At 37.0% G+C, this 17,573-nt stretch carries 18 protein-coding genes; 16 read left to right on the top strand and 2 right to left on the bottom strand.

Going from position 1 to position 17,573, the window contains the following annotated elements; all coding sequences use genetic code 11:
• The first annotated feature begins 147 nt into the window (after nt 1–147).
• The 4 genes from NIZ91_18720 (at nt 148) to NIZ91_18705 (ending at nt 4,530) form a co-directional block, all read left to right on the top strand.
• On the top strand, nt 148–1,290 hold the full coding sequence (locus NIZ91_18720; GenBank protein ID USY54739.1) for a cysteine desulfurase: 1,143 nt from the start codon (nt 148–150) through the stop codon (nt 1,288–1,290).
• Between the two features lie 6 nt (nt 1,291–1,296).
• Complete coding sequence (thiI, locus tag NIZ91_18715) at nt 1,297–2,508, top strand: tRNA 4-thiouridine(8) synthase ThiI (protein USY54738.1); 1,212 nt, start codon at nt 1,297–1,299, stop codon at nt 2,506–2,508.
• A gap of 96 nt (nt 2,509–2,604) precedes the next feature.
• Entirely contained in the window at nt 2,605–2,799 is a 195-nt protein-coding gene (locus tag NIZ91_18710) for an alpha/beta-type small acid-soluble spore protein (protein USY54737.1), read from the top strand.
• 135 nt (nt 2,800–2,934) lie between these two features.
• Nucleotides 2,935–4,530, top strand: a complete 1,596-nt coding sequence (locus NIZ91_18705; protein ID USY54736.1) for an amidohydrolase — start codon at nt 2,935–2,937, stop codon at nt 4,528–4,530.
• A 41-nt stretch (nt 4,531–4,571) separates the two neighbouring features.
• Here the strand turns inward: NIZ91_18705 and NIZ91_18700 are convergent, their stop codons facing one another.
• A complete protein-coding gene (locus NIZ91_18700; protein USY54735.1) occupies nt 4,572–5,372 on the bottom strand; it encodes an NAD kinase in 801 nt (266 codons plus the stop codon).
• Between the two features lie 158 nt (nt 5,373–5,530).
• Between NIZ91_18700 and sppA the strand changes: the two genes are divergently transcribed.
• The 8 genes from sppA to NIZ91_18660 all read left to right on the top strand — a co-directional run bounded on the left by sppA (nt 5,531) and on the right by NIZ91_18660 (nt 12,444).
• A complete protein-coding gene (gene sppA / locus NIZ91_18695; protein USY54734.1) occupies nt 5,531–6,544 on the top strand; it encodes a signal peptide peptidase SppA in 1,014 nt (337 codons plus the stop codon).
• A gap of 13 nt (nt 6,545–6,557) precedes the next feature.
• Nucleotides 6,558–7,067 (top strand): RDD family protein, encoded by a 510-nt coding sequence (locus tag NIZ91_18690; protein ID USY54733.1) that lies wholly within the window; start codon nt 6,558–6,560, stop codon nt 7,065–7,067.
• An 88-nt stretch (nt 7,068–7,155) separates the two neighbouring features.
• Nucleotides 7,156–7,845: a DUF2953 domain-containing protein gene (locus NIZ91_18685; protein ID USY54732.1), complete on the top strand. Its 690-nt coding sequence runs from the start codon at nt 7,156–7,158 to the stop codon at nt 7,843–7,845.
• 13 nt (nt 7,846–7,858) lie between these two features.
• A complete protein-coding gene (gene ytfJ / locus NIZ91_18680; GenBank protein ID USY54731.1) occupies nt 7,859–8,317 on the top strand; it encodes a GerW family sporulation protein in 459 nt (152 codons plus the stop codon).
• 131 nt (nt 8,318–8,448) lie between these two features.
• Complete coding sequence (tpx, locus tag NIZ91_18675) at nt 8,449–8,949, top strand: thiol peroxidase (protein ID USY54730.1); 501 nt, start codon at nt 8,449–8,451, stop codon at nt 8,947–8,949.
• A 160-nt stretch (nt 8,950–9,109) separates the two neighbouring features.
• Nucleotides 9,110–10,099: a class I SAM-dependent methyltransferase gene (locus NIZ91_18670; GenBank protein USY54729.1), complete on the top strand. Its 990-nt coding sequence runs from the start codon at nt 9,110–9,112 to the stop codon at nt 10,097–10,099.
• Nucleotides 10,100–10,299: 200 nt separating this feature from the next.
• On the top strand, nt 10,300–11,490 hold the full coding sequence (locus NIZ91_18665; GenBank protein ID USY54728.1) for an acetate kinase: 1,191 nt from the start codon (nt 10,300–10,302) through the stop codon (nt 11,488–11,490).
• 120 nt (nt 11,491–11,610) lie between these two features.
• The gene (locus tag NIZ91_18660) at nt 11,611–12,444 is read left to right on the top strand and encodes an EcsC family protein (GenBank protein USY54727.1); all 834 of its coding nucleotides are present in this window, start codon (nt 11,611–11,613) and stop codon (nt 12,442–12,444) included.
• A gap of 295 nt (nt 12,445–12,739) precedes the next feature.
• Here the strand turns inward: NIZ91_18660 and NIZ91_18655 are convergent, their stop codons facing one another.
• Nucleotides 12,740–13,054 carry a hypothetical protein gene (locus NIZ91_18655; protein ID USY54726.1) on the bottom strand — a complete coding sequence of 105 codons (315 nt, stop codon included), beginning with the start codon at nt 13,052–13,054 and terminating at the stop codon, nt 12,740–12,742.
• Between the two features lie 314 nt (nt 13,055–13,368).
• On the opposite strand from NIZ91_18655, the gene NIZ91_18650 reads away from it, so the two are divergent.
• The 4 genes from NIZ91_18650 to ald all read left to right on the top strand — a co-directional run bounded on the left by NIZ91_18650 (nt 13,369) and on the right by ald (nt 17,525).
• Nucleotides 13,369–14,577 carry an argininosuccinate synthase gene (locus NIZ91_18650; protein ID USY54725.1) on the top strand — a complete coding sequence of 403 codons (1,209 nt, stop codon included), beginning with the start codon at nt 13,369–13,371 and terminating at the stop codon, nt 14,575–14,577.
• On the top strand, nt 14,574–15,962 hold the full coding sequence (gene argH, locus NIZ91_18645; protein ID USY54724.1) for an argininosuccinate lyase: 1,389 nt from the start codon (nt 14,574–14,576) through the stop codon (nt 15,960–15,962). The genes NIZ91_18650 and argH overlap by 4 nt, the downstream gene beginning before the upstream one ends.
• A 153-nt stretch (nt 15,963–16,115) precedes the next feature.
• Complete coding sequence (locus tag NIZ91_18640; protein ID USY54723.1) at nt 16,116–16,286, top strand: hypothetical protein; 171 nt, start codon at nt 16,116–16,118, stop codon at nt 16,284–16,286.
• A gap of 117 nt (nt 16,287–16,403) precedes the next feature.
• The gene (gene ald, locus NIZ91_18635) at nt 16,404–17,525 is read left to right on the top strand and encodes an alanine dehydrogenase (GenBank protein ID USY54722.1); all 1,122 of its coding nucleotides are present in this window, start codon (nt 16,404–16,406) and stop codon (nt 17,523–17,525) included.
• The last annotated feature ends 48 nt before the right edge of the window (nt 17,526–17,573 follow it).

Below are 17,573 nucleotides of genomic sequence, written 5' to 3'. Positions count from 1 at the left end.
GTTATATGATATTTAGACTTCTGTTTAGAAAGGTAATTAAGAGTATTATCTGTTTCATTTGGATAAATAAACAACATCATTTAAAAAATAATGAAGGTATGCTATGATAAAAAGTTGTTTCTAAATATTTTTAAAGGGGCGTGCACATTGATTTACTTAGATAATAGTGCTACTACTAAGCCTTATGATGAAGTTATTCAATCTTTTACAAAGGTTGCTACAACATATTATGGAAATCCTTCTTCGCTCCATCAGTTTGGTGTTCAAGCGGAAAATCTTATGACAAAATCAAGAGAGCAAGTAGGACAATTATTACACGTATCACCAAAAGAAATTATTTTTACATCTGGGGGTACGGAGGGAAATAACATGGCAATAAAAGGTGTAGCCATGAAATATAAAAATAGAGGTCGTCATATTATCACAACGGCTATTGAACATGACTCCGTTCATGAACCTTTTAAACAACTACAAGAGCTTGGTTTTGATGTAACATACTTACCTGTTTCTAGAGACGGGTTTGTAAATCCTCATGACCTTAAGAGTGCAATTAGACCTGAAACCATTTTAGTTTCAATCATGCATGTTAATAATGAAATCGGAACAATTCAGCCGATTGAAGAAATCGGGGAAATATTGAAGGAGTATCCAACGGTTTTGTATCATGTAGATCATGTTCAAGGTATTGGAAAAGTTCCTCTTTCGTTGCGAGGTGCTCATATTGATTTATGCACAATATCAGGTCATAAAATTCATGGTTTAAAAGGAACAGGGATTTTATATATAAGCCAAGGGGTTGAACTTTCACCATTGATTAGTGGAGGTTCTCAAGAGTTACAGAAGCGCTCTGGCACTGAAAATGTGCCTGGAGTTGTCTCATTTGCAAAAGCGCTTCGTTTAACTATGGAACATGCATCGAAGAATAGTAATAAAATGAAAAAGATGCAAAGTGAACTGAAAGCTCAATTGGAAAAGCACGAACGTATTATTATGAATACTCCAGTTGAAGGTTCTGCTCCTCACATCTTAAATTTCACTGTAAAAGGAATTAAAGGGGAAGTATTCGTTCATGCTCTAGAGGAAAAAGGTGTTTTTGTATCAACAACATCAGCTTGTTCTTCTAAGCGTCAAAAGCCTAGTAAAACATTATTAGGAATGGGAAAAAGTTACGAAGAAGCCGATCAGTCAATTCGTATTAGCCTGTCTCATGTTAATGATTTTAATGAAATAACGCCAACAGTTAATGCAATCTTCACAGTCATTGAAGAACTAAAAAAAGTAATGGGGTAAAAATAAATGATTTATAACCATATATTAATTCGTTATGGAGAAATCTCCACTAAAGGACAAAACAGAAAAAAATTTGTTGCTCAGCTACGTCAAAATATTGTCCACGCTTTAACCGAATTTTCTAACGTGGATATTAAATACACAAGAGATCGTATGTACATCCACTTGAATGGAGAAAACCATGAGCCGATTGTAGAACGTCTTCAAGAAGTTTTCGGTATTCAAAGCTTTAGCTTAGCTTTAAAAGTAGAAAATGAATTAGAATCGATTCAAGAAGCTGCATTAAAAGCGATGAAAGAGTTTGATGTAGAGAATAGAACATTTAAAGTATCAACACGTCGTGCTTATAAAGAATTTCCGCTTGATACTAGCGAGCTTAACTATGCGGTTGGTAGTCATATTTTGCGAAATACAACAAATTTAAAAGTGGATGTACGTAATCCTGATGTAAATGTAAGAGTAGAAGTTCGTCGTGAAGCCACGTACATTACGTGTTTTGACTATCAAGGAGCTGGAGGGCTTCCTGTAGGGACAAGTGGACGCGCAATGCTTATGCTGTCGGGGGGAATTGATAGCCCGGTTGCAGGTTACCTAGCAATGAAAAGAGGACTAGAAATTGAAGCAGTTCACTTTTATAGCCCACCGTTTACAAGCGAGCGGTCTAAGCAAAAAGTAGTTGATCTTGCTCAAAAGCTTACGAAATATCATTCGAATATTAAGCTTCATATCGTGCCGTTTACAGCTGTTCAGCAAGCTATTCAAAAACAGATTCCAGAAAATTATACGATGACATCTACAAGAAGGATGATGCTTCGTATTACAGATCTATTGCGTACTCAAAGAGAATCCTTAGCAATTGTAACAGGGGACAGTTTAGGACAGGTTGCTAGCCAGACTGTTGAAAGTATGTATGCAATTAATGAAGTAACAAACACGCCAATTTTAAGGCCACTTGTCACAATGGACAAAACGGATATTATTAAGATTGCTCAGCAAATTGATACGCATGAGATTTCAAATCGTCCATATGAAGATTGCTGTACAATTTTTACACCAAGTGCACCAAAAACAAAGCCAAAACGTGAAAAAGTAAATCGATACGAAGAATTTTATGATTTTGATACGCTTATAAAAGAAGCAGTTCAAAATACAGAAACCCTTGAAATAAAGGCGTTAGAGCCACAAAATCTACTTGAAAATGATGCCGATTTATTTTAATAAATAAAAAAGATAAAAATTACCAAAAAAAAAGCGTATGAAGCCATGTGTTTTGACACACTCTATATTCAACAAGCAACGAGGAGGTGAAAACACATGGCAAACACAAACAAATTAGTAGCTCCTGGTTCAGCAGCTGCTATCGACCAAATGAAATACGAAATCGCTTCTGAATTTGGTGTAAACCTTGGACCAGAAGCAACAGCTCGCGCTAACGGTTCTGTTGGTGGCGAAATCACTAAACGTTTAGTTCAAATGGCTGAACAACAACTTGGTGGTAGCTACAAATAAGTCATATTAATTGAATAATGATGGCTAACGAAGAGTGAGGGAAACCTCACTCTTTTCGTTTGGGTGATTTTCTTTTGTCATTTGTGGCAAAGCTTTATACTAAATGTAAAGTGCGTTTGGGAAAGGGAGAGAGAGATGGGAACATTGTTTTATGGTGGAAAAATTTACACAATGGCTCAAGAAGGAGAATGGGTAGAGAGTGTTTTTGTGAAAAATGGAGTAATTGAAGACCTAGGCTTCGAACGTAATGTCAGAAATGCACAACAAAATGATATTCAAAACGAAGTGAACTTAGGTGGCAGCGTTATGTATCCCGGCTTTGTTGATAGCCATTTACATCTAATTGGACACGGAGAAAAACTGCTTCGCTTAGACTTGTCCCAAGCGTCTTCTGCCAATGAGGTATTGAAGTTAGTTGAAGAAAAGGTTAAGAAAACCCCATTGGGAGAGTGGATTATCGGAGAAGGATGGGATGAGAACCAGTGGGATGACCCCGAATTACTTCATCATCGAGATTTAGACGTACTGACAGACCAACACCCAATTGTTCTTAAACGTGTTTGTAGACACGGACTGCTTGCAAATGGCAAAGCATTAAAAATAGCGAACATTTCTAAAGGCACGAAATCTCCAGAAGGAGGTGCCATTCACGTTGATGAATTGGGAAGGCCAACAGGTTTTTTAGCAGATCAAGCACAGGAATTGGTAACCAAACACATTCCAGTTGTATCAGAAGCTTATTTAGAAGAAGCTTTGCAGGTTTCAATTAAAGATTGTGTCCAACATGGGCTTACAGGTGTACATACGGAAGATTTAAATTATTATGGGGGGTTTACCCGGACATACCAAGCATTTAAGAAAGTGATAGAGGATCAAAAAAATTTATTTCGCTGTAACTTACTTGTTCATCATGGGGTTGTAGAGTCAATGGACCAATATGTGAAACAGCAGTCTACTCACTCTGCATTTTTAGAATTTGGTGCGATGAAAATTTTTGCTGATGGTTCATTAGGTAGTCAATCTGCACTGCTTAGCTTTCCATATAAAAGTGATCCATCAACAAATGGACTAGCTATTCAAAGTCTATCAGAGCTCAAACAGCTTGTTCGAAAGGCGAGAGAGCTTAGCAGGCCTGTAGCTATTCATGCTATCGGTGATTTAGCTTTTGAATACGTATTAGATAGTATTGAGCAATATCCACCTAGTGAAAATGTGCGGGATCGTATTATTCATGCACAAATCTTAAGAAAAGATTTGATTGAAAGAACCAAGCATTTACCCGTTGTATTAGATATTCAACCGCGCTTTTTAGCAAGTGATTTTCCATGGGTAATTGATAAAATAGGTGAGGAGAAATTGAAATATTGCTACGCCTGGAAAACGCTATTAGATAGCAATATTATGTGTGCAGGAGGCTCAGATGCACCTATAGAGCCAATTAACCCACTATTAGGAATACACGCAGCCGTAACGCGTAAAGTAGGGCCAGGAGACTTACCTGAATATATGCCAAACGAAAAGGTAACAATGTTCCAAGCGATTCAATTATTTACCTTAGGGAGTGCCCAAGCGACTAGTGAAGAACATATAAAAGGAAAGATTGAAAAGGGATACGTTGGTGACTTTACAGTGTTTAAAAAGGACTTATTTGAAGTAAACGTGGATGAGCTACTTGAAGTTCAAGTTCATTTCACCATTATAAACGGGGAGATTGTCTATAAGTGCTCATAAAAAAAGAGGTGTGCTGTAAAGCACGCCTCTTTAAATAATATTTATAAGAATGTACGCTGTACGCGTTGCCAAAATGAATTATCTTTTAATTTTACAGTTTTGATTTGGCGATCGCTTAGACGCACTTGGATTTGATCCACATGTTTTGTACTGATTGCTTCGTTATCTAAGCCAATAACAGGGTAATGGCTGTTATCGTTTGAGAGCTTTAGTGTTAATGTGTGCTCACTGCTTAAAATAAAAGAAGACCCAAGCGTACGGTAATTGTTATTGTTTAAAGATGCAAGTTCGCTGATTTGCATACACGGTAAAAGCGGATCAACGACGGCACCGTTAACAGATTTATTATAAGCGGTACTTCCTGTTGGTGTTGAAATAACCATACCATCGCCACGGAATGTCTCAAAGTGATTTTCATTAATAAACACGTCCATTGTAAACGTTTTTATTAATGCGGATCGCACAAGACATTCATTTAGCGAATGGAGTGTAGTGCCTTGATCAATAGTTGTTTCTAATACAGGAAAGCGTCTTACCTCAATGTTTTCGGAAGTAATAGCATCAATCATTTTTTCCTTTTCATTAATATGAAAATCACAGTAGAAATTTAGCTGCTCAGATGTTGCTACCCCTGCATATAAGCAGTCATCTCTAAAACCTGTTTGACGGACAGCCTGTAAAAAAGCACCGTCATCTCCAATACTTACGATAATATTTGCATCTTTCGCATGCTCTACTACTGTAAAATCATAATTAACCGCTAACTCTTGTAAAGGTTTTACTGCGGCATTCGTTTCTTTATTTCTAGGATGAAAGAAATAAACATTGCGACGATTTGACATATGTAGTTCCCCCTTGTTTTCCCGTCTTTGATGTAAAAAAATAGTATAAAAGTAAACTTTCTTACAAAAGTTTGTTACAATAATTATATCACTATTAAAACATAAATTGAAAGATTATTCTTTCAATTTGTACTCAGGATTAATTTAGGAGGGTTTTCATGAATACGAAAAGGTGGGTAGCACTGGCCATCGCAGTGGGTGTATTTATTATTTCAATACTAGTAAACACAGTTTCCGCTTTTCTTTTTGCTAGTGATGAGGAAAGTGGCGTTGCTGGATTCTTTGGTGGAAGTACTAGCGAGCTAACGGAAACGGTAATTGAAGAGGGTGCGTCTCTTAATAAGATTGCTGTTTTAGAAGTGAACGGCACGATTCAAGATACCGGAGATAGCACATCAGTGTTTTCGCAAGGGGGCTATAATCACGAGCTGTTTTTAGAGCAACTTGATGCAGCTAAAGATGACGACATGGTCAAAGGAATTATCATAAAGGTGAATTCACCAGGTGGCGGAGTAGTAGAAAGTGCTCAAATACATAAGAAAATAGAAGAGATTCAAGCTAATACAAAAAAACCTATTTATATTTCAATGGGTTCAATGGCTGCATCTGGCGGTTATTATATCTCGACATCAGCTGATAAAATTTATGCAACTCCGGATACGCTAACAGGTTCACTAGGTGTTATTATGCAAAGCGTGAACTATGGAGAGCTTGCTGAGCGTCTAGGAGTAAGAGATGTCACGATTAAGAGTGGTGAGCATAAAGACATTATGTCCCCTACAAGAGATATGACAGAGGAAGAACGTCAAATTATGCAAAAGCTTATTGATAACTCATACAGCGGCTTTGTTGATGTAATCTCAAAAGGGCGTGACTTATCGGAAAGTAAGGTCCGTGAAATTGCTGACGGAAGAATCTATGATGGACGTCAGGCGAAAGAGTTAAAATTAGTTGATGAACTAGGGTTTTTTGAAGACAGTTTAGCAGATATGAAAAAGCAATATAAGTTAAAAGATGCTCAGGTTATTGAATACGAATCAGGCTTCGGTTTTCCTTCATGGTTATCTATGAGTATGAACAAAATGATGGGAAGTGATCAGCAGCTATCTTCTATTTTGAAATCATTAGCTGAGCCAAATTCTCCTCGTATGATGTATCTATATCAAGAATAGAGGTGGATGAATAATGGAAAATAACTCATATGATAAAGAAATAGAAATAAAGGGTGTTGAACATTCATCACCTTTAGAGGATAAAATAGTAAATCCTTCTGTAGTTGAAAATCGCTATGCTGGATTTTGGATGCGCTTTTGGGCATACCTACTTGATATCATTGTAGTAGGAAGTATTAACGGCATTGTTGTAAAGCCAATTTTTAAAGCGTTTGATCTTGCTCAAGTTGATCAATTATTCTCACCTTTTTGGTTCATTACGGCACTGACATTTTACGGTTATTTTATTTTAATGACCAAGTTCTTTGGGCAAACATTAGGAAAGATGGTGTTCGGCTTAAAGGTAGTCTCATTAAATGGAACTCCGCTTAGCTGGTCAGTCGTTTTGTTCCGAGAAGGGATTGGACGTTATATTTCAAAAACGGTTCTATTTATTGGTTATATCATCGTTGCCTTTTTACCTAAAAAGCAAGGTGCGCATGATTATTTTGCAGAGACTGCGGTAGTGCATGAAATAAAATAATATAGAAGGCCTCTACTCAATGAGTAGGGGCCTTTCTTGTTAGGTTTAACTTCATGATGTATGGGACATAATGGAAGGGGAAAAAGGAGTGAAGAAAGTGATATGGGTGTCATGGGTTATCGCAATACTACTTGTCCTTGTGTTCATAGTGATGGTTACGAAAATTACGGTATATATTGACTTACGACATGCCAAGGATAACGATTATTATCGCGTGACGTTTATGGCGTGGTTTAAGCTCATTCGCTATACATATGAAATACCAGTGGTAAAGGTTCAAAAAGATTCCAAAACCCTGCTTGTCGAAGAAAAAAGCGGAGCGGGAGAAAATACAAATAAAGATAAATGGAAAGACTATTCCGTTGAAGACGGTCTCAATCTTCTGGAAGATGCAAAGCAATTCTTAGAACATGTTGTTGGCTTTCATACTATTTTCCAAAAATTTTTAAATCGGGTAGCAGTGAAAAACCTAAAGTGGCATACGCGAGTAGGTCTGGGTGACGCAGCTCTCAGCGCTATTTTAGTGGGCGTTGTATGGTCTGCAAAAAGTGGTGTTGTTCATCTACTAGACCGCTATATGAGGCTGAAAAATCCTCCTACGATGACAGTAGTGCCAGTCTTTCAACAGATGTGGTCTGAAACCATTTTTCAATGCATAATTTCATTCCGATTAGGCCAAGCTATATTAGTAGGTTTACGTTTAGTTAAGCACTGGCGCAAGATTCCTCGCTTTTATAAGCCTGAAAGCGAAAGTAAGGCGCATTCTGTTAAAACATAAGGAGGTTACTTAAATGGGAGAACATCCAATTAAGAGTCTAATGTCCACAGCAATGGAAAATTTAAAAGAAATGATTGACGTCAATACAATCATTGGAGACCCAGTAGAAACACCGGATGGAAGTGTTATTCTAACGGTATCAAAAGTAGGATTTGGCTTTGCTGCAGGAGGCAGTGAATTTAGTGGAGAAGGGCAAAAGTCATCTTCACAACAAGGCGGTCAGTCATCTGATTCAAGCCATCCGTTTGGTGGAGGAAGTGGTGGAGGAGTATCAATCACGCCAATCGCTTTCTTGATTGTCAGCTCAGCTGGAATTAAAATGCTCCATTTAAATGAAAGCACGCACTTATACGAGAAAATACTAGACACGGCCCCTCAAGCAATCGAACGCATGCAGCATATGTTTAAAAAAAATCGTCATGATCATGACCATCACGACCGCCATGATAGTAATGATTCGTTTAATCTATAAACTACAAGCTCTCGTTGTATAATTATAAAAACGAGGGCTTTTTATATGAAGGAAAACGCATTTAATTGCAATCTTTTTATATAGGCGCTAATATGAAGGATGTACATATTTATTTAGGGGAGGAATCATTCGTGACAACAGTTAAGTTTAAAGGTAACGATGTAACATTACTAGGGAATCAAGTAAAGGTAGGAGACAAAGCGCCTAACTTCACGGTTCTTGCAAACGATTTGTCAGAAATAACGTTAGATGACACAAAAGGTTCAGTGCGTCTAATTAGTGTTGTTCCTTCTATTGATACAGGTGTTTGTGATGCACAAACTCGCCGCTTCAATGAAGAAGCATCAAAGCTAGACAATGTGAAAGTATTAACAGTAAGTGTTGATTTACCGTTTGCACAAAAGCGCTGGTGCGGTTCAAATGGTATTGAAAACGTACAAACGTTATCAGATCACCGCGATTTATCTTTTGGTGAAGCATTTGGCGTAACTATTAAAGAACTACGTTTATTAGCTCGTTCTGTGTTTGTGGTAGATTCAAACGACGAAGTAACATATGTTGAATATTTACCAGAAGTTACGGATCACCCAAACTATGAAGCAGCAATTGAAGCAGCAAAAGCAGCTAAGTAATTGAACATGCTTTAGACAAAGAAGGCGGAAAACATTGTTTTTCGCCTTCTTTGTGCGGCATGAACTATTTGTGATAAAATAAAATTCTTTGTTAGAGTTCTATATAAAGCATTGTAATGAAAGATAGATTAGTAAATGGAAGGTTCAAGGAGGAGTAGACGTGAGCGAGTTATCAAAAATGGAGCAGTTGTTTAAGGTTATCGATCAGAGTGCAGTAATTTTACGAAAAGAGCTAGACTGCTTATATCTAGAAGCGGTTGCTGAAACAGGTGAAAACTTATTTCAAGAAGACATCTTACAAGACGAATTAGATGAGGTAACGAAAAAAAGATTACAGAAAGAGTATAGCTCTATAAAACTGAATCAATTTGAGAAAGAGACAATTCGAAAAGCATATCAACTAGCAGTTTTAAAAGGAATGAAAGAAGCTGTTCAACCTAATCATCAAATGACACCAGATGCAGTAGGGTTGTTTATGGGATATGTCATTGGTAAGTTTATGCAAGGTAAAGAAAAATATACGGTGCTAGATCCAGCAGTAGGAGCTGGTAATTTAATTACCACGATTTTAAATATGCATTCATATTCAATTGAACAAGTGTATGGCGTTGATATTGACGATTTATTGCTTCAGTTAACCTATGTAAATGCAAACCTTCAAAAGCACGGTGTAGAGTTATTTCACCAAGATAGTTTACAGCCACTATTTATCGATCCTGTTGACCTTGTGGTTTGTGATTTACCAGTAGGCTATTATCCAAATGATGAAGGTGCTGCTCAATATAAAGTAAAGTCAGAAGAAGGGCATACGTATGCTCATCATTTGTTTATTGAAAAAAGCTTAAACCACGTTAAATCAGGTGGATATGTAGTCACGCTGATTCCAAATAATTTATTTGACTCTGAGCAATCTCATCTTCTGCAGCCATTGCTTAAAGAAGAAGCGATTGTACAAGCAATCATTCAACTTCCGCTATCAATGTTTAAGCAGGAAGAAGCAGCAAAAAGTATTCTGGTTTTACAAAAGAAAGGTGAGGGAGTAACTCCACCAGAGAATGCACTTCTTGTGAACCTACCTAAGTTTAGCAATAAGCAAGGAATGAACGATATTATGAATCAGATGAATGAATGGTTTAAGTTAAATAAATAATTTGTCTTTTTAGAAAATAATGATTTTTTTATGGTGGCGCTTTTAATCGTGCATAGCCCTTGAAATCTATAGTGGTGAATGATTAAATGAATAAGGATAGAATTTGTGTCGAAATGCATAGAATATTGTAGAGAATATCGTTTTGTACTTTTTCGTCAAGTTCATAATGCACGTATATAAAAAGGAGCTGTTTTTAGTATATGTCAAAAATTATCGCAATTAATGCTGGTAGCTCATCTTTAAAGTTCCAGCTGTTTGAAATGCCAAGCGAAGCAGTTTTAACAAAAGGTTTAGTAGAGCGTATCGGCTTAGACGACGCTGTTTTCACTATTTCAGTAAATGGTGAAAAACAAACAGAAGTAAGAGAAATCCCAGATCACTCTGTAGCAGTTCAAATCTTAGTAGATAAGCTTTTATCCCAAGGAATTATTGAGTCATATGATGAGATTACAGGTGTTGGACACCGCGTTGTTCACGGCGGAGAGAAATTTGCTGACTCTGTGTTAATTACAGATGAAACACTAGCTGAAATTGAAGCACTATCAGATTTAGCACCTCTTCATAACCCAGCTAACGTTGTTGGTATTAAAGCATTCCAAGCAATCTTACCAAATATTCCAGCAGTTGCAGTATTTGATACGGCATTCCATCAAACAATGCCTGAAAAATCATTCTTATACAGCTTACCTTATGAGTACTATGAAAACTATGGTGTTCGTAAGTATGGTTTCCACGGTACATCACATAAGTATGTATCAGAGCGTGCGGCTGAACTATTAGGTCGTCCAGTTGAGCAACTACGTTTAATTTCTTGTCACTTAGGTAACGGTGCAAGTATCGCGGCAATTGAAGGTGGAAAATCAATTGATACATCAATGGGCTTCACGCCGTTAGCTGGTGTAGCAATGGGAACTCGTTCTGGTAACATCGACCCTGCGTTAATTCCATTCATCATGGAGAAGACAGGAAAAACTGCAGACGAAGTACTAAATGTGTTGAATAAAGAAAGTGGCTTACTTGGTGTATCTGGTATCTCAAGTGATTTACGTGACTTAATTAAAGCAAGTAGCGAAGGAAACGATCGTGCAGAAACAGCTCTTGAAGTATTTGCTGGTCGTATTCATAAGTACATTGGTTCTTATGCAGCTCGTATGTCTGGTGTAGATGCAATTATCTTTACTGCAGGTATTGGTGAGAACAGTGATGTTGTACGTGCTCGTGTACTTCGTGGTTTAGAATTTATGGGCGTGTATTGGGACCCAGCATTAAATGATGTTCAAGGAGAAGAAGCATTTATTAGCTATCCTCACTCTCCAGTAAAAGTTATTGTCATTCCGACAAACGAAGAAGTAATGATTGCTCGCGACGTAGTTCGTTTAGCAAATATTTAATAGCATAAAAAAAGCTAGCGTCTTTCGCTAGCTTTTTTTGTTTTATGAAAATAGGTGTCTTTCTAAACATTTGTTATAATGGAAACAAATTCTATTACTTAGCTTTAAAGGAGTGAAAGCATGAGCCTAACCAATCGAGAAGAGCAGTTGTTACACGAAATTCAGGAGTGGGAACAAACATTGGATGAATATGATCAAAGTCAGATTGAAATTACATATGATGAATGGCTGCATAAAGCCGTTAGTCTTGTACCTGAGCATATTCTACAAGAATATTTAGCCAAAACAGATGATTTTATGTTTCACTTTACATCCTTTATTCAAAATACAGATATTCAGATACAAGCTGAGAAACAAATTATTAATACAGCGCGCGTATTTCAACCAGATATTACAGATATACCAGAACTTCAATCACTACAGATTGATCAACTATCTTACATTTGTGACCAACAGCTAGCCAAACAAAGGCTTTATGCATTGGGACAAGGCGCTTTATCCGGTACGGGAAAGACTCTATTAGTAGGTACAGATATTCCAGCTTTGTTATTTATTAATTTACAATCGATTCAAAAAGCAGCAATGAGCTATGGCTATAATATCCATACACCGTTTGAACTTATGATGACGTTAAAGGTATTTCATTCAGCGTTATTGCCGCCCGAATTGCAAAAAGCAGGTTGGCTTGAATTGACAGAAGAAATTCAACATGGCGTAGATCCTTATTTTTATGAAGGCAGAGATCAAGTAGTAACTGAAGCGCTTGTTTATAAAGCTGCTGCTCAGATTGGGAAGAGCCTACTTATAATCATCTTAAAGCGAAAGGCATATGGTCGTATTCCGTTACTAGGTATGGCAATCGGTGGAGGAATGAACTATAGATTTACAAAGCAAGTAACAGATTATGCGAAGCGATTTTATCAATATCGTCTTTTAATAGAAAAAAGTAAATGACGAGGCCGGGATATAACGCCATAATTCCTTCTCAAAGACAAATTATGGCGTTTGGAAATGAGTGAGGTTGGAGAAAAACATGTTGATTCCATTGAGCTGCAGAAAAGCTTGAGCCTCCTCACTGCTTTGTGGCGCCTCAAGCTTTTCTCTACCTCCTCTACAAATTGCGTGCCTTATTCTTCATTTCACTCTTTTTTAACTTATTATCTCCACCAACAAAAAACCGAACGGTTGAGAGTTGAATCTCAACCGTTCGGATAGATCATTAACGGAAACGCTTATGTCTTGACCTTGTTTACAAATGAGTTTTAGCAGATACATCTTGTTCCGTACGATACCAAATCCATAAATCATTAATAATAGAGGCCAACTCAGCAATTTCTTCGTTTAATTTACAAGACTTTTGAAAGTTATCTTCTTCCTCTAGAGCTGCCTGTTTTTTATTAATTTTCCTTTCGATTTCTGCAATCCGATCAGGAATTAAGCCTCTATTTTTTTCCCACTGACTTAAAATCTTGTCTTGCAGTGCTGGAGTATATTCATTCCATGAATGTTCTAAAACAGGAATAGAGATACCCAACCTTTTATTATATAAGAACATATTTTGCATAAATAAACGCCTCACTTGCATCTAAAATCTTTTCACCAATGCTTTTTCCAATTTAAAAATACAAACTTATACTGTTTATGATAAAGGAAGTAATGAGAAAAATCATGCGTTTTATTACTTTATATATGCAATTTTATTTTACAGTTAGAGCATATTTATCTCATAAAATAAGGTTTCAGAAAGATTATTTGTGAATTTATATACTTTTTTATGAATAAGTATTGAAAAAAACTAATAAAGTTGTTAAAGTAATAGTAGATTAAATGAATAAAAATTTATTGAGATGTATTTATATATATTAGGAGGAAATGTTGATGAGTAATCCGAAAATTGTTCTTGCATATTCAGGTGGTTTAGATACTTCAGTTGCTATTAAATGGTTACAGGAAAAAGGTTATGATGTGGTCGCGTGTTGTTTAGATGTTGGTGAAGGAAAAGATTTAAACTTTATTAAAGAAAAAGCTATTACAGTTGGAGCGGTAGCATCACACGTGATTGATGCAAAAGAAGAGTACGCAAATATTTATGCATTAGCAGCTTTGCAAGCTCACACATTATATGAGGGGAAATATCCATTGGTATCTGCGTTATCAAGACCTCTAATTGCAAAGAAGCTTGTTGAAGTAGCTGAGCAAGAAAATGCAGTAGCCGTGGCGCATGGTTGTACAGGAAAAGGAAATGACCAAGTTCGTTTTGAAGTGTCAATTAAAGCCTTAAATCCAGATTTAGAAGTTATTGCTCCAGTACGTGATTGGAAATGGTCTCGTGAAGAAGAAATTGAGTATGCGAAACAGCATAACATTCCAATTCCAGTTAACTTAGACAGCCCGTTTTCAATTGATCAAAACCTATGGGGAAGAAGTAACGAATGTGGTGTTCTTGAGGATCCTTGGGCTGCTCCACCAGAAGAAGCTTACGATTTAACTGCTGCATTAGAAAATACGCCGGATACTCCTGAAACGGTTGAAATTGAATTTGTTCAAGGCGTACCTGTTTCATTAAATGGCCAATCGTATACGTTAGCTCAGCTTATTCTTGAACTGAACGATATTGCTGGAAAGCACGGAGTTGGACGTATCGACCACGTAGAAAATCGTCTAGTTGGAATTAAGTCACGTGAAGTATATGAGTGTCCAGCTGCGATGACTCTTATTAAAGCTCATAAAGAGTTAGAAGATTTAACACTTGTAAAAGAAGTAGCACACTTCAAACCTATTATCGAGAAAAAACTAACAGAAGTTATTTATGAAGGACTTTGGTTCTCACCGTTAACAAATTCATTACTAGCATTCTTAAAAGATACGCAACAATATGTAAACGGGACAGTACGTGTGAAGCTGTTTAAAGGTCATGCGATTGTGGAAGGGCGTAAGTCTCCAAACTCTCTATATAACGAAAAACTTGCTACGTATACAAAAGAAGATGAATTTGACCATAACGCAGCAGTAGGATTTATCTCTTTATGGGGACTTCCAACAAAAGTTAGCAGCATGGTGAATACTAAGAAGGTGACGACAGTATGACCAAATTGTGGGGAGGACGTTTTACGAAACGTCCTGAACAATGGATTGATGAATTTGGAGCATCCATTTCGTTCGATCAACATTTAGTAGAAGAAGATATTGAAGGTAGTTTAGCTCATGTATCTATGTTAGAAAAGTGCAAGATTCTTTCTAGTGAAGAGGCGAATCAAATTAAAGCAGGGTTACAAACCCTGCTTCAAAAAGCAAAAAATAAAGAGCTTACGTTTTCTGCTCAGTACGAAGATATTCATTTGAATCTAGAAAAGCTCTTAATTGATGAAATCGGTCCTGTAGGTGGAAAACTGCATACAGGTAGAAGTCGTAACGATCAAGTTGCAACTGACATGCATCTATATTTAAAGAAACATGTCCAGCAAATCATCCAGCTAACAAAACATTTACAGCATGTATTAGTTGAAAAAGCTGATCAGCATGTTGAAACGATTTTTCCTGGCTACACTCATCTACAAAGAGCGCAGCCTGTATCGTTTGCTCATCACTTGTTAGCATATGTATCAATGTTTAAGCGTGATTCTGAGCGATTTGAAGAATCGTTAAAACGCATTGATATCTCTCCGCTAGGAGCAGGAGCGCTTGCTGGTACAACATTCCCAATTGACCGTTACTATAGCGCTGAGCTGTTGGGCTTTGCAGATATCTATCAAAACAGTATGGATGCAGTAAGTGATCGTGATTTTATTTTAGAATTTTTGAGCAACAGCTCAATTTTGATGATGCACTTATCTCGTTTCTGTGAAGAGTTAATTTTATGGTCGAGTCAAGAATTCCAGTTTATTGAAATGGATGACACGTATGCCACAGGAAGCAGTATTATGCCACAAAAGAAAAACCCTGATATGGCTGAGCTGATTCGTGGGAAAACGGGAAGAGTTTATGGACACCTGTTTAGCTTATTAACAGTGTTGAAAGGTACGCCTTTAACATACAACAAAGATTTACAAGAAGATAAAGAGGGTATGTTTGATACAGTTACAACGATTGAGGGTTGCTTGACAATCTTTGCTGGAATGATTGAAACTATGACTGTTAAAACAGACGTTATGGAATCATCAACCAAAAAAGATTTTTCTAATGCAACAGAATTAGCAGACTACCTCGCTTCAAAAGGGATGCCGTTCCGTCAAGCTCATGAAGTTGTAGGCAAGCTTGTTCTAGAATGCATTCAGCAAGGGATTTATTTAATGGATTTACCATTAGAAAACTACCAAGCCGCAAGCAATTTGTTTGAGGAAGATATCTATCATGTACTTGACCCAAAAACTGCGGTTAACCGCCGTAATAGTGCGGGTGGTACAGGTTTCGACCAGGTAAGACAAGCAATCTTAAAGGTTAAAGAGGATTTAAAACAAGAAATTAATGCATAAAAAATACGCACTTACTGAAGTGCGTATTTTTTATGCATATTTTTTGTAAAAGCATATAGAGTTACAATCCCATCTACGTCGTGCATAACTCCAACAAGTTAGAAGAAAAATAGTGGGGAATAAAACAACATGTTAGCTAAGGAGAGATTAACAATGAAAGAAAAAAAGAAACCTCAGCACGTTTATGAATATGATCATGAAGGAGAAAAAAAAACGTTTCAACAATTAATGGACTCCTACTCAAGTGGTGTAGTAGGAGATGGTCACATGGCTTCAACATTTGAAAATGTTGAAGATAAAAGTGACAACGAACTATATGAATAAAAAGATGGATAAACTATAGGTAAGGCAAAAACTCCCCACTTTATAAGCATAAGGTGGGGAGCTTATTTTACATATCATTCATATGATAAATAAACAATGAATTAAGGAGTGACAATCGTGAAAATAGGTGTTCCAAAAGAAATTAAAAACAATGAGAATCGCGTTGCTATTACACCAGCTGGCGTGACGGCATTTACAAATGCCGGTCATGAGGTATGGGTTGAAAAAAATGCCGGTGAAGGGTCTGGATTTACGAATGAACAGTATGTAGAAGCTGGAGCAACCATTGTTGAAACAGCTCACGATGCGTGGAGTGCAGAAATGGTTATGAAAGTAAAAGAACCATTGCAAGAAGAGTACAATTATTTTCGTGAAGGGTTAATTTTATTTACGTATTTGCACCTTGCTGCTGAAGAAGCATTAACAAAAGCATTGATTGAAAAGAAAGTAGTAGGTATTGCCTATGAAACTGTGCAGCTACCGAATCGTACGCTTCCTCTTTTGACACCAATGAGTGAAGTAGCTGGAAGGATGTCTTCGCAGATTGGCGCACAATTTTTAGAAAAAACAAAAGGTGGCAAAGGAGTGTTACTAAGTGGTGTGCCCGGTGTTCAACGAGGAAAAGTGACAATCATTGGTGGCGGAGTTGCGGGAACAAATGCTGCGAAAATTGCTGTTGGTCTAGGAGCAAATGTAACCATTATTGATTTAAGCGCAGAGCGACTTCGACAACTAGACGACTTATTTGGCAAGGAAATTACAACATTAATGTCAAATCACTATAACATTGCAGAATCTGTGAAGGATTCAGATTTAGTAATTGGAGCAGTATTAATTCCAGGTGCCAAAGCTCCAAAATTAGTTACAACTTCCATGATTAAAACAATGTCTCCTGGCTCAGTTGTCGTAGACATTGCTATTGACCAAGGTGGAATTTTTGAAACAACAGATCGTATTACGACACATGATAACCCAACGTATGAAAAGCACGGTGTTTTACATTATGCGGTAGCTAATATGCCTGGAGCTGTTCCTCGTACTTCAACCATGGCTTTAACGAACGTGACTGTTCCTTATGCACTTCAAATTGCAACCCTAGGATATAAAAAAGCATGTTTGAAAAATCCGCCGTTACTTCAAGGAATTAATACATTAAACGGCTTTGTAACATATGCAGCGGTAGCTGATGCACATGGATTAACATACTCTGATGCTACAACATTGTTAGAGCAAGCATAACCGATTTATAATAAAAAGAACGTACCCTTTCTGTTTAAAGTAGTATAG

This window comes from Bacillus sp. 1780r2a1, assembly GCA_024134725.1.
GTDB classification, from domain to species: Bacteria; Bacillota; Bacilli; order Bacillales; family Bacillaceae_H; genus Priestia; species Priestia aryabhattai_A.
This window is presented reverse-complemented; position numbering and strand designations above follow the sequence as displayed.